This is a genomic window from Acinetobacter legionensis, from assembly GCF_057165765.1.
Map to the genome: position 1 here is coordinate 3226081 of NZ_CM169896.1, position 13141 is coordinate 3239221.

Below are 13141 nucleotides of genomic sequence, written 5' to 3' on the forward strand. Positions count from 1 at the left end.
TAAATCGACTGCGTGATTATCGCTTAAACAGAAATAACGTTGAATGCAATCAGTGACAGTAGCAACGCTAAAATAAATACAACTCTTATGTTTAAAAGTGATTGCTTAAAATTCAGGACCATCGTCATTTGATTTCTGCTGTTTAGAGTCAACTTGTGGTTGACGTTGAATGTTATATTGCTGCCCCAGCATGGCAGCAATTAAGTTCATGATCAACCTGACAATTTCTTCAACGAACTTTGCAAGTTGCAGTATTGTTGCTGTAAGTTCTGCTGAATGCTCTCTATCATATTGGTATTGCTGTTGCATTGTTGCTGCATGCTCCTGATCTGCGTCTGCTTGTTCTCTAAGTCGACGCATATTTTGTTTAAATTGCTCATACTCTGAATACAATTCAACATCATCTCGTTTAAGTCTTTGATTTGTTGTTGCTGTTGCAATTGTAAATTTTTCAAATTCATCTCCTGGTTCTCTAGACCATCCAAGCGCTTGATCAAGCTGGCTGTTAAGAGCTGTAGTTTGTTGATCTGTGTAGCGCATGAAATGCTCTGTTCTTGAAGTCGCTGCTCTTTCTGATGCTGTAACTGCTGCTGTCGCTCTAACTGTTCTAATTTTTCCTGTCTCGATTGTAATTCTCTGATCATCAATCCAATATTCTGAAATAAACTGATCTCGGCTTGGCTCAAGTCTGACTGACTGCTGAAGCCTAAGATTTTCAAGATCTTGTTCATGTCGTCTCTGTTGTTCTGCTCGTAATGCTCGATCACGCTGAGCCTTTTTTTCATCTTCTCGACGTTTTCTTGCAAGCCTTGCATAGTACTCAGCGAGGATGGCGTCAAAGCTAAACTCATTTGTTCGAGTAAATCCAAAATCATCTGCTGTGTGTCGCTGCCGTTGTGGTGTTGAATAGTCGTATGTTGCTGTTCTTTCATGACTTATTTCTCCACGATGCATGGAAATGTCAGATGAATATTCGGTTCCGTCGGATGAACCATTTTTTTGTTCAAATTCAGAGTATTGCAATCGATCCATTTCGGAGAAGTAATTGCTCGGAAACGATTGCCCTTGCCGTCCGTCAAAATTTCGGTCTGGTTTTTGGTTAAAATCGGCTGTGTGAGATAATAGTTGGCGGGTAATATTGTTAAAATATTCAGCAGCCACATTCCAAGCGCCATGAGAATAAATGTTTTCAGAATTAATTTCGGGTTGTGAGTGATCGACTGAGTTAATGCCTGATCTACTTGCTGCTGCAACTGTTCCTTCTGATCTTCTAATAATAGTGTGATACTTTGGGTATTGTTTTGAATTTGGGCTTTGATCAGATTCTGATTGTCTTTGATCGTCTGTTGCAATTGGGCTTTGCTCTGCTGGAGATGCTTTTGCATGATCTGATCGATTTCGTGGAGATGTGAAGACAGCTTCATTTGAATATTGCTGATGTTCTGCTCCAGTTCTCCTCGATATGTATTCAATCCTCTGATTAAAATCTGAGTCTCGTTCTTCTGATGTTGTAACAGTCGCATAACGTTGTCTGTTGTAATCTGATCTTGCCTGTCGAGCTCCTTGTAAAGCTTGTTCTGCTCGATCTCTAAGTTGTGCACTAGGCGTTCGAGTGTATTTTGAAATCTTGCTAACTGTTCGCTGCTCATCGTTTCCACGTTCTCGATCTGCTGTTCGAACCTGTTCAAAAGATTTGATACGCTCTCGAATTGTTCTTGAACATTTTTCAATGTTGAATTGTTTTTCATAGATTTCTCCTTGAAAATAAATAGGTTTTTTACCAAAAGGTGGAACTAGGCTGAACTGTTTTTCTCGAATTTTGACTACTTCACTTGCCAGCTTGTTGCTTAACACAAACTGCATAAAGTCATCACGGTTTCTGACTAAAAGTTCGGACGGAATTACTTGAGCATGCTTTTTTTCTAGTTGTTTCAACGATATTGATAAAAGGTGTAAATAAGTGTTTTCAATGTACTGTTTATAATTCTCTCGATCTTTTCCAATCTTTTTCAGCGCAGCATGCAAATATGTCTCATGACCTTTTTTTGTAAATCTTGCACGCTCTGGATCATTCGGATCTGCCCAACCGTATTCAAAATTCAACTTGTCTTGCAAGGTATGAAAATGCTTTTGGAAATTACCGGGAGGTGCGATATTCATTGCTTTTCCTGACCTTAGTTCAAGCCGAGGAACAAGAATATGAACATGTTTTGATCCGTTGGGTTCCTGATGTAAAACAGCCGTCAAATGATATTGATCAGGTTCAAGACCACTAAAAGCTAATGCTTCAAACTGTTTTAAGACATCTATTATTTCAATATTATTGGGTTGATCTTCTTCAGCAAAAGCAATCACGGCAGACGTATATTTATGTTTGAAAGGAGAACTATCTGCAATTTTTGCAAAGAGATGTGGATCACCACAGAGCACTTCGACATGCGGACGGACAATATTAATGTGATCTTTTTCATCGAGCACATAACTTGCTGCACGTGCTGCACTGCCCGTTCCATGCCTCAACATCTTAATCAACATGCCCCGCTCTCCCGTTTAAAATAAAAAAGGAAATAAAATTAAATTTCTATATGGTCATCAGAAAGATCAGCGTCTGAAACTAATTCAAGTTCAGCTCCTCCAACGACTTGCATTTGTCGCAATAAATCAGCGAGATATTTTTGCTCAATATGCTGATGTCGGCGCTGAACAGTCTCATCAGAACGATGCTGTGACGGAGGACAAGGGAGTGGATAAAGTTGATAGATTTTTTTTAAATAGTCTTCGACAAGTAGGTAAGTTCGAAGCAAGTCCACAGGACTCCCCATTTTGTTAGCAATGTGAATTGCGCGAGTAATCTGATTGAGATTATTGCCAATTTTTGCAAGTTGGAATGCAATGCTTTCGCTATCTTCTTCCCTTGTCTGACGAAATGATTGCTTGGCAACGACATGCGATTCATGAATTGCAGATTGATCAACATTCAAAATATTTTGAATATAGTGATTCACGGAAAACCGAATAAAATCGCTTGTGGTTTTATTTAATATCTTTGCTGAATTTTTAATTAAATCTAGCTCCAAATCATTTAAACGTAATTCAAGCCGACTTAATCTTTTTGATTTATTAACAAAATTTGCACTCACCATAAAATATCCAAAAAACCATCAATCTATTTTTAAGCTATAATACTTTTTAAAATAAAAAAAGTGTTTTTTGATAAAAATTAAGAATATTTTTTATTTGGAATAATATTTACTCTAAAATTTTAAAATATCCAATCTATTAAAAGTTGCGGTTTGGCTGCAAGCCAACCAGATCCCATTCGTAAAAAACCACAACTTTTGTTGTGATTTTGTACGGACATGGGTAATCTGGCTCGACCGGTTAAAATCATATTTAATGTACTTTAGACTATTAAGTGTTATATTAAATTTTATATAGATTAAGAGTATTATGATCATCAAAAAATAACTAAAAAAAACTTCCAAAAGGATAAATACCCAAAGAAAATAATTATGAAATGTTTTTCAAAAGCATACATTTAGTAGAAAAAATACTGAATAAATTATTTCAACTCTAAAAATCTTTAAATTTATTAAAAAAAGTTTAATAGAGACAAACCATGCATTAAAATTTAATAAAAATTAATCTAAATCCAATGAAATATTTATCTAAAAATAAAAAACGACCTTTAAACATTAAAAACCAAGCACCCTAAAGTTTAAAAACCAAACTTCAAATTTTAAAAGCAACCTAGATCATACAAAAGATTAATTACTATTATAATAAACATAAAACCAGTTTAGGAAATAAACCTTTTTTTTGATCTTTTACACCAAAATCATTTTTATATAAAAAAATATGCTAGCTTTCAAAGTATAGAAACTTGTTTTACTCTTCAGATCCTAATTACCAAAATAAGGGTTTTAAGACAACAAGGCTTTCTTCAACCAAGTTAAAAATTGAAGAGGTCAAAATGATTAAAGATCTTTATCTAATAAAATTAATTATTAGATATACAAAAACTGTAGCAAGACTTTCGAATACGACTGCGGAGGTTCAACAATGAATAAACATTTTGAACTCGTTGACTGGGTCACCGCGGAAAAGTTTTGCGAACTCACGGGCGAACAGATCTCGAACCTAAAAAACCTACGTCCACAATGGGATGAGGGAAAAGTATGGGTAAAAGTATCTGATCGAAAAATTTTATATAGCTTAAAAGGTTACAACGCATGGGTCGAACAAGCAGCTCAGGTCTACCAAAAGGTACAAGAGCAAGAAGCAGCAAGATACAGATTAATTTTAAATGGAACGGTAAACGCGAGTGGTTCACCCTCGACCTCGCAGACACACCAGCCAACTTCAGTAAGGCGGCTAAGATTAGAGAAGATTTTGTAACTAAGGCCAAGTACGGAATCTTAAAGATTGAAGATATCGAAGCGGTTACAGTCAAACCCATCAAAAAAGCTGACGCTGCGCAAGAATCATTGCCAGCGTCACATGGCCCTACTTTCACTCACTATGCCCAAGAATACCTTTATAACCTTTCAGATCATAAGCACGGCACCAAGAAAAAATATCTATCAATTTTGGAACGGCTGTGGATGCCATTATTTGCTGACATGCCAATTAATACGATCACCAGCCAAATGTTGCGTAGCGCCGTCAATGGGCGTGAATGGTCATCGGCTAAGACTCGAAACGATGCTTTGATTCCATTACGTGGTGCATTCGAATTAGCTCATGATGATGAGATTATTGATAAGAATCCCTGTGACCGATTAAAAAATCAGAAAACGCAGGAAGCTGAACCTGATCCATTTAATGAAATTGAAAGGGAAAGAATACTGAACTGGTTAAGAGAGAAATATCTTGCAGACTATCCAACTGTGTATTGGTATTTTGTAGTGGCATTTTGGACAGGTTGCCGTCCATCAGAAATTATCGCGCTCACTTGGCAGGATGTAAATTTTTTGAATAAGCAGATTCACATCAATAAAGGTCGTGTGAACGGCGTTCAGCAGGAAACCACTAAAACTAATAAGGCCCGATTTGTAGATTTGAATGATTTTGCATTTGAAGCATTCCAACAACTCAGATTACTAACTTATCTCAAATACGAGCATGTATTTATTTGTGATGAGACTGGTGAGGAATTTACTACGCAAAAATCATTGAGTGAAAAGTTTGTGGCTGCATTGAAAGCGAACGGCATACGCTACCGCCCTGCCTATAACACTCGTCATACTTATGCGACTGTATGCTTAATGAATGGACTTAATCCAGTCTATGTGGCTTCACAGCTTGGTCATAGTTTGGTGATGCTTATGAAGCGTTATGCGAAGTGGATTAATTCAGATAAGAACAAAGAAGAGATTGCTAAAATTTCGAATAGTGCCAAAATTGTGCCAAAGAAAAAGGGAATCAAACTATGTATTTGATTCCCTTTAAGATATTTGGCGGAAGCGGTGAGATTCGAACTCACGGAGGACTCACACCCTCGTCGGTTTTCAAGACCGGTGCATTAAACCGCTCTGCCACGCTTCCAATGGCGGCTATCATATAAATAAAATTGCGACTTGGCAAATCTTTTTCAGTATTTCTTCAATCAAGTGTACAAAATAAAGTCAATTTTTACTGATTTGATGAATATTCAAGCTACTCATAACGAATTGAATTGATATACCAACGTTTTTTCCCTAAAGGTGTTACGACTTCAACATCATCATCCACTTGTTTTGAAAGCAAAGCTCTTGCCATCGGTGAGTCAATTGATACATGTTGTGGATGATGATCATAAATCTCATCTACCCCGACAATACGTATGGTTTTCTGTTCACCATCATCATTTTCAATTTCAACCCATGCCCCAAAATACACTTTGCCTGCTTGCTCTGGAGAAAAATCGATAATACGTAATTCTTCTAGCCGCTTACCCAAATAACGTACTCGACGATCAATTTTTCGAAGTAGCTGTTTATTATACTGGTAATCAGCATTCTCAGAACGGTCACCTAGACTTGCAGCCCATGTTACTTTCTTAGTAATTTCAGGTCGTTCTTCTCGCCAAAGATGTTGTAACTCAGCAACCAACAGATCATGCCCTGAACGGGTAATTAAATTTGATTTCATGATTTAAAACCATTCACAATATATATGCACTTGATACTTATTTTTGAAAAAATGTTTTTATAGTCTACAACCAATACAGTAAAAATGTCAGATTAAAAATCTTGCATTTTAAGGTTTAAAAAGGGGTAAAATCCTTTTTTTCCTATTTAAATTCGCACATAAAATTCAACAGAAAAACGTTTTAAAAGTGGTAAATCTTAACTTAACTTTGGAATATTTCCTTACAGTTTTTGACAAGCTATTTCAGCTTTAAAATCCACGTAATTATTAAAAAAATATTCCTTTAAAAATCATAATCTTAAATATTTAAAATTGATCATTTTTCATACAAAGTTTGACAGATCTAAAAACCGCCTATATTATGCGCACATGTTTTATGAGTTTATTTTTTTAATTTTGTAGTTTTTCTGCAAAATCTTTCTATCCCACATGTCATTTTTTGAATGACGTTCATGACTGCCCACCCTTATTGAATTTACCAACTATAAAAAGTTTTTAGGTGTTTTTGTGCTTATGACTTTTTAGGGCAATAAATTACTTGTAGCGGAGACAACATGCACAGTAGTTCAACCTCTGGGTCGAGGCTTAGCCTTAACTCATTTTTTCGTGCGCTGCCAATCAAAACATTAGTTTTAACCACTGCATTAATTCCTTTTAGCATTAATGCGAGTAAGAACAATCAATACAATGCTGTAGTTAATTCGAGTAAATTAACTGTAGTTGCAGTTTCCAATCCAAGCATCGTGTTTAAGGATGGAGACTATAAGCATGGCTTCGGCTATGACTTAGCCCATAACTATGCTGAAAGTTTAAATGTTAAACTTGAGTTTAAAACGGTTTCAGACAATGCAACAGCATTGAAAATGGTTGCTCAAGGTAAAGCTAATTTTGCGATTACCACTGCAAATATGCAGACAATTGAAGCAGAACGTTTAACCTCATTTTCAGCAAGCTGTGGTGATTTCAACAGTTTAAAAAGTAATGGTTTAAACCCAGAATTGAATTGGGTATTTAAACAAGCTGAAGACCCATTAACAGCAACAGCAAGTGGTTTCATTTGCCAAAGCAAACAAAATGGTTCAACTCAGCAACTTGCCTCATTTTATAATCGTAATGTTGTCAAGAAGGACGATTGGAACGTGATCCAACGTGACCTAAGTTCTCGTCTACCGATTTATAAAGCCAGCTTTAAGCGCTCTGCGCAGCAATATGGCTTAGATTGGCACCTACTTGCTGCAATTGGTTATCAAGAATCATATTTAAAACCAGACTCTGTTTCTCCCACAGGTGTCCGTGGTTTGATGATGTTGACCAATACTACAGCCAAAGAAATGGGTGTAAGTAATCGTAGTGACCCCGCTCAGAGTATCCAAGGCGGCGCAAGATATTTTGATATGATGTTGAGTCGTTATTCTTATATTCGTAATCCAGATCGTCATTGGTATGCGTTGGTTGCATACAATATGGGTCCTGGTGCGGTTGAAGGTATTCAAAAGCGTATCAAAGCACAAGGTAAAGATCCTAATGACTGGATGAATCTTTATAATTATTTGACACGTAATCAAGCAAGTAATGGTCGTTATAAGCAAGCAGTACAGTATGTCACACGTATTCGGGCTTATTTAGAACACATTAAAACCACACCTCGATTATTAGAAATTTAATCTGTATATTAAATAGATTGGATTTGTAAAAATCAGGCAATAAAAAAGCTTACTCTTGGGTAAGCTTTTTTATTTTAAAAGGATTAAGCAGTTTGCTCTAATACTTTCTTAAATAAATCTTTTTGCTCTTGGCTTGGCTTCGCTGTTTGTAAAGCCATCAATTGAGACATATCACCTTGAACCTTGATTTTGCCTGTCATAAATGCTTGCATAGCAGCAGCCATATCAAATTCTAAGAATACTTTACGAAGCGTTTCAGCATCCATGTTCAATGTTGTTTTCGCATTTGCAGAACTACCTTTGACGATTTTTCCGCCGTCTAAAGCAAGCTCAGTGTTGCCATCTGCATCTGCAACAACCAAATTAATTGCTAAACCTGAAAGTGCTGGTGGTAAGTTTAAATCACCTGCTTCAGCAGTTAATTTTTCAACATTTGCAAACCAATCATCAGTTAAAAATGCAGGCATGTTCATTCCTCAAATTATTTATTCAATTTATTGTGTTATCTATCCAGACAACATCAGGTTGAAGCAGTTTTGCTTGCCCAATGTTATAGCATGATAATTTCAATTTGGGCTAAAGTTTTTTGTACGGACTGTTCATGTTTTATCGGTTTTATCGTTTTATTTTTTTAAATCAGGCACTCATCTCAATATGAATGCCCGATTCGTTCATTTAATTGGCAAAAAAGATCAATCTGCTGCAAAACTAAGATTTACAACATCTAAACGTTTTTTCATTTCTTCCGTATCACATTTCATATCGAATTCACGTTCTTCATCCAATTTTTCGAAATCAAATAAATCACGGTCAGCCAATTGAGATGGTGAAACATTCTGCAATGCACCAAAAATGCTGTGCAAACGTTTTGGATATTGTTTATCCCAACCACGTAGCATGTCGTTTAACATGGCACGTTGTAAGTTTTCCTGAGAACCACATAAGTTACATGGAATAATCGGGAATTTACGAATTTCAGCATATTTGATGATGTCTTTTTCTTCGACATAAGCCAAAGGACGAATCAAAATGTTCTTTTTATCCGAAGACAGTAATTTTGGTGGCATCGCTTTTAAGCTACCACCATGGAATAGATTCAAGAAGAACGTTGCAATGATATCATCGCGATGATGACCCAATGCCACTTTGGTCGCACCAATCTCTTGCGCAAAACCGTAGAGTGAACCACGGCGTAAACGTGAACACACTGCACAATAGGTTTTACCTTCTGGGGTCAAACGCTTGGTGATGCTATAGGTGTCTTTTTCCAAAATATAATAAGGAATATTGTTTTCTTCCAAATATTTCGGTAACACATCTTCAGGAAAACCAGGTTGCTTTTGATCCAAGTTCACTGCGACAACATCAAAGTTGATCGGTGCAATACGTTTAAATTGCAACAAAATATCAAGCAAGGTGTAACTGTCTTTCCCACCAGAAACACAGACCATTACCTTATCGCCTTCCTCAATCATTTTAAAGTCACGAATTGCATGGCCGACTTGACGACGAAGTTTTTTCAAAAGACGATAATAAGCTGAACTTGTTGGAAGCTCTGGTTTAAAATTAAATCCTTGTTCGGACTCAACTGGCGAGTACATAGACGAGATAAACCCATTAAAAAATACTGGGCAATTTTATCTGATTTGAACGTCAACCGCATCTAAAGATTTTTTTATTTTGCATCTATTTTTATCTGGTCATCTTCCTGTCGTATTTCCACATTTAAAATAGACGGCTCAGTTCATTTTTTAGCCGAAGTGCTTATCTTTTGGACTTTTCCACAGTTTTCCACAAAACCTGTGGATAAAATTGTGGATTGTTTGGGGCTTGACAAAGTTTTCTCACGCAATGATGGGCATTCTCTTTAGATTGATCATTTTTTAACCACTAAATTTTATGTATATTTTTCAAATGCTTAATATAGTCAATAAATATATTTTAAAAAAAATATAAAATTTTTTTTGATTAATATGCCAACAAATAGCACTTGCTTTTTTGCAATTGTATTGTTAAAACTCAATTCATTGTTTTTCTTGTTCAATAACTTTGTTAAACTCCCAAAAATTGGGGAAATATTTTAATTACTACAAAATGAAAAAATTAATTACGGGTTCGTTAGTGTCAATTTTAGGATGTATGAGCTTCGCTTCATTTACATCGCAAAGTTTTGCAGGCCAAATTTATTTCTACAAAGACCAAAATGGTACAACCCTACTCACCAATCGGAAGAACTCAGATCGCTCACTGCAAAAAGTCAAAGTGACTTATTATAAAGACAGCAATATTCACAGTTATAGCAACTGGGGAAGCACAGAATCCGCAGTACTGCCAAGTTATAGTAAAAGTAAAAACTCATTTGACAGTATTATCCGTCAAGCTGCACAGATACATGGTGTTTCAGAAGGCTTAATCAAAGCAGTGATGCATACTGAGTCCGGTTTTAATACCAATGCACGTTCCCCTGTTGGTGCGCAAGGTTTAATGCAACTTATGCCTGCAACAGCACGTCGCTTCAATGTGTCAAACTCTTATGATCCACAGCAGAATATTTTTGGTGGTGCCAAATATCTCAGTTGGTTAATGAAACGATTTAATGGAAATACCAGTTTAGCTTTAGCTGCTTATAATGCTGGTGAGGGTAATGTGGATAAATACGGTGGTATTCCACCCTTCCGTGAAACCCAAGACTATGTCAAACGTGTGACCAGTCGTTTAAATAACCTATATGCTGGCGGGTTAAATTTAACTGCAAATAATATCGACACTTCAACGGGTGCTGGGCAAATCATTGCACAATCAAATCAACCTGAAACCGTACAACAAATCAGCAACAGTTCACCTATTCAACAGGTTAAATATAGTTCTCGACCGATTATTATTGCCTCTGATGGAACATACACGGATGCACCTGCGGGTTCTTATTCAACAGCGCATGCCAGTGCGACAGCACAAATCACTATTGGCAACTGATAAAATCAGACTTTATTTCCAAAATAGAGTTTGTTTATATCTTAAATAAGTATGTAATTTATGCAATTACATATTTTCAACAAATTGCTAAAAAAATAATGTTTTCTCTAATACCGAGAATCTTTTTTTATCTTGTCTATTTTTTTTTATAAATTTCTTATCCACTATCCATTTCATTTTATTTTCTCATTTTTTATCAGATCAATTTTTCTCATTATTCTTGAATTTTAGTCATCTAAACCTCATATTGAATTTCATGATTTATTTTAATACATCATATTATTTATTATTTATAAGAGGATTCTCTCCATGATGCGGATTGGTTTGTTTTTGCTAACCAACCTCGCGGTACTGGTTGTAGCTGGCATTATCCTATCATTATTAGGTGTTGGTAGTTACCACGGCGCTGGCGGTCTTAAATTAGGCAACCTGATGGTCATCTGTTTAGTGTTTGGTATGGTAGGTTCTTTAATCTCCCTCTTTATGTCCAAATGGATGGCGTTAAAAACCACAGGTACTGAATTAATTGACCCGAATGCTCCTCGTAACCAAGCCGAAGTTTGGTTATTACAAGAGGTTGCTCAACTTTCACAACGTGCTGGTATTCAAATGCCAGATGTTGGTATTTTCCCATCTTATCAGTCGAATGCGTTTGCCACAGGTTGGAATAAAAACGATGCGCTTGTATCGGTTTCATCAGGTTTACTGGAACGCATGAACAAAGATGAATTGCGTGCCGTACTTGCGCATGAGATTGGTCACGTTGCCAATGGCGACATGGTCACTTTATCCCTTATTCAAGGTGTAGTGAACGCCTTTGTAATGTTCTTTGCCCGTGTGGTTGGTGATTTTATTGACCGAAACGTCTTTGGCCGTCAAGACGGTGAAGCACCAGGACTTGCTTATTTTGCAATTACCATCGTGCTTGATATCGTTTTCGGTATATTGGCTTCGGCAATCGTGATGTGGTTCTCTCGCTATCGTGAATACCGTGCAGATGAAGCTGGTGCTCAACTTGCAGGTAAAGAAGCCATGATTTCCGCTTTATTGCGTCTACAGGCTGAATCTGAAATGCCAGATCAAATGCCGAAAGAAATGAAAGCTTTTGCTATCGCAGAAGGTAAAGAGCAAGGTTTCAGTTTGGCAGCTTTATTCCAAACTCACCCAAGCATCGAGCAACGTGTTGCCGCTTTACGTCAACTTAATTTACCTTAATCTATACGCTATCGCTAAATTGTAGTGATCGATAGAAAAACAGAGCCTCCAATATGGAGGCTCTGTTTATTTACATCATATTTTAATTTTGCTTGTCCGCTATTTACCGCACAATTTCTATCTACCTATCTTTCTTTAAATACCAATAACTATAACAACTGAAGGAATTAATCTAATTGGATGCAACGAATTAAACTACCATTCGGATCAACTACACAAAACATATCAATTTCTCCGAGATACTGAATTTCAGTTATTTTTGCTTCTGGGAATTGTGCCCAATCTAAGCCTTGCCAATAATGAAACAAATCTGGTAGGACATGGGTCCTTAAGCAAGCACTAAACCATGATTCTTTTGGATTCAGATTGGGGTGGTGAAAAAACTCAACAAGCAAACTGTCTTTGCTTAAGATCATCCATTGTGCAGACTGATAATCACACTGAAAGCCTAAAAATGCATAAAATTTACGAGTATGATCAAAATCAATAGCAGGAAGGTTTGCCGAAATATAATCTTGCATGATCACCTCTGTATTTTAATATCTACATTTTCAAATCAGTTCACTGTTGGAATTTAAGCACGATAGCTTTGATACCAATCCCATATCATATTTACGCCAAACCACATTGCAAGTCCAATCAGGATCAAAACAATCAAGCCTAAAATATCGGGAATATGAATCCAAATCCAAGCAATAACAGGGTTACGCCAAAATGCAGATTGCTGTTGCTTTTGTTCCAGCTTCTCGTGTAAAAATGGGTGAACTACATGATCGTCGCTATAAATCTGATATTCTTCTTGAATATGGTCATGTACAACATCTAAAGCTCTACGACTGGGCCGAATAAAAATATCGAATAAGGTTCCAGCGATGGGTATACATCCCACAACCCCATCAATCACAGCCAATTTTAACACGCCATTGAGTTTTGCTTGAGGCACACCAATCTGTTTAGCTTTATAAACTGCATAACAAGTCAATACAAAGCCTGCAATATCACCAGCGATGGGTATGGTACTGAGTGCAGCATCAGCCCCCACCCCTTGTTTGGTAAATGGAATGCGCACCACCGAATCCATCATATTGGCAAATTTAGCCAAATCTCGTTCAAGTTTAATGACTTCTTGAGTAGATAATTTTTTTTCTGTACCCATA

Annotated in this window: 11 protein-coding genes and 1 tRNA gene; 4 read left to right on the plus strand and 8 right to left on the minus strand. The window is 36.6% G+C overall.

Translation table 11 applies throughout. The features are described 5' to 3' along the window. Window positions 1–105 precede the first annotated feature (105 nt). Together AC2G3J_RS14605 and mobC are read right to left on the minus strand one after the other, a co-directional pair. Window positions 106–2535 (minus strand): MobA family protein, encoded by a 2430-nt coding sequence (locus AC2G3J_RS14605; protein ID WP_483770205.1) that lies wholly within the window; start codon window positions 2533–2535, stop codon window positions 106–108. A gap of 38 nt (window positions 2536–2573) precedes the next feature. Continuing rightward, the gene (gene mobC / locus AC2G3J_RS14610) at window positions 2574–3143 is read right to left on the minus strand and encodes a plasmid mobilization relaxosome protein MobC (RefSeq protein WP_483770206.1); all 570 of its coding nucleotides are present in this window, start codon (window positions 3141–3143) and stop codon (window positions 2574–2576) included. 1089 nt (window positions 3144–4232) lie between these two features. Here mobC and AC2G3J_RS14615 point away from each other — a divergent pair. Beyond that, window positions 4233–5441 carry a tyrosine-type recombinase/integrase gene (locus tag AC2G3J_RS14615; protein WP_483770207.1) on the plus strand — a complete coding sequence of 403 codons (1209 nt, stop codon included), beginning with the start codon at window positions 4233–4235 and terminating at the stop codon, window positions 5439–5441. A gap of 16 nt (window positions 5442–5457) precedes the next feature. Here AC2G3J_RS14615 and AC2G3J_RS14620 read toward each other — a convergent pair. Beyond that, window positions 5458–5547, minus strand: a tRNA-Ser gene (locus AC2G3J_RS14620). A gap of 111 nt (window positions 5548–5658) precedes the next feature. Beyond that, entirely contained in the window at window positions 5659–6132 is a 474-nt protein-coding gene (greB, locus tag AC2G3J_RS14625) for a transcription elongation factor GreB (RefSeq protein WP_419329036.1), read from the minus strand. Window positions 6133–6686: 554 nt separating this feature from the next. Between greB and AC2G3J_RS14630 the strand changes: the two genes are divergently transcribed. After that, window positions 6687–7796 carry an MltF family protein gene (locus tag AC2G3J_RS14630; protein ID WP_336952668.1) on the plus strand — a complete coding sequence of 370 codons (1110 nt, stop codon included), beginning with the start codon at window positions 6687–6689 and terminating at the stop codon, window positions 7794–7796. 83 nt (window positions 7797–7879) lie between these two features. Here AC2G3J_RS14630 and AC2G3J_RS14635 read toward each other — a convergent pair whose 3' ends face one another. Beyond that, window positions 7880–8263: an SCP2 sterol-binding domain-containing protein gene (locus AC2G3J_RS14635; RefSeq protein ID WP_004722377.1), complete on the minus strand. Its 384-nt coding sequence runs from the start codon at window positions 8261–8263 to the stop codon at window positions 7880–7882. Between the two features lie 225 nt (window positions 8264–8488). Further along, the gene (gene ttcA / locus AC2G3J_RS14640; RefSeq protein WP_004722379.1) at window positions 8489–9397 is read right to left on the minus strand and encodes a tRNA 2-thiocytidine(32) synthetase TtcA; all 909 of its coding nucleotides are present in this window, start codon (window positions 9395–9397) and stop codon (window positions 8489–8491) included. Window positions 9398–9935: 538 nt separating this feature from the next. On the opposite strand from ttcA, the gene AC2G3J_RS14645 reads away from it, so the two are divergent. Both AC2G3J_RS14645 and htpX read left to right on the plus strand, forming a co-directional pair. Beyond that, a complete protein-coding gene (locus AC2G3J_RS14645) occupies window positions 9936–10769 on the plus strand; it encodes a lytic transglycosylase domain-containing protein (RefSeq protein ID WP_483771087.1) in 834 nt (277 codons plus the stop codon). 309 nt (window positions 10770–11078) lie between these two features. Then, a complete protein-coding gene (gene htpX, locus AC2G3J_RS14650) occupies window positions 11079–11984 on the plus strand; it encodes a protease HtpX (RefSeq protein WP_336952671.1) in 906 nt (301 codons plus the stop codon). A 167-nt stretch (window positions 11985–12151) separates the two neighbouring features. Here the strand turns inward: htpX and AC2G3J_RS14655 are convergent, their stop codons facing one another. Then, window positions 12152–12505 (minus strand): bleomycin resistance protein, encoded by a 354-nt coding sequence (locus tag AC2G3J_RS14655; RefSeq protein ID WP_336952672.1) that lies wholly within the window; start codon window positions 12503–12505, stop codon window positions 12152–12154. 53 nt (window positions 12506–12558) lie between these two features. Further along, window positions 12559–13140: a DUF4112 domain-containing protein gene (locus AC2G3J_RS14660; protein ID WP_336952673.1), complete on the minus strand. Its 582-nt coding sequence runs from the start codon at window positions 13138–13140 to the stop codon at window positions 12559–12561. Window position 13141: the final 1 nt, after the last annotated feature.

Coding starts and splice junctions, on each gene's coding strand:
- mobC (WP_483770206.1), bottom strand. CDS start 3,143: ATGGTGAGTGCAAATTTTGTTAATAAATCAAAAAGATTAAGTCGGCTT.
- AC2G3J_RS14660 (WP_336952673.1), bottom strand. CDS start 13,140: ATGGGTACAGAAAAAAAATTATCTACTCAAGAAGTCATTAAACTTGAA.
- AC2G3J_RS14615 (WP_483770207.1), top strand. CDS start 4,233: ATGGGTCGAACAAGCAGCTCAGGTCTACCAAAAGGTACAAGAGCAAGA.
- htpX (WP_336952671.1), top strand. CDS start 11,079: ATGATGCGGATTGGTTTGTTTTTGCTAACCAACCTCGCGGTACTGGTT.
- greB (WP_419329036.1), bottom strand. CDS start 6,132: ATGAAATCAAATTTAATTACCCGTTCAGGGCATGATCTGTTGGTTGCT.
- AC2G3J_RS14635 (WP_004722377.1), bottom strand. CDS start 8,263: ATGCCTGCATTTTTAACTGATGATTGGTTTGCAAATGTTGAAAAATTA.
- AC2G3J_RS14630 (WP_336952668.1), top strand. CDS start 6,687: ATGCACAGTAGTTCAACCTCTGGGTCGAGGCTTAGCCTTAACTCATTT.
- AC2G3J_RS14605 (WP_483770205.1), bottom strand. CDS start 2,535: ATGTTGATTAAGATGTTGAGGCATGGAACGGGCAGTGCAGCACGTGCA.
- ttcA (WP_004722379.1), bottom strand. CDS start 9,397: ATGTACTCGCCAGTTGAGTCCGAACAAGGATTTAATTTTAAACCAGAG.
- AC2G3J_RS14655 (WP_336952672.1), bottom strand. CDS start 12,505: ATGCAAGATTATATTTCGGCAAACCTTCCTGCTATTGATTTTGATCAT.
- AC2G3J_RS14645 (WP_483771087.1), top strand. CDS start 9,936: ATGAGCTTCGCTTCATTTACATCGCAAAGTTTTGCAGGCCAAATTTAT.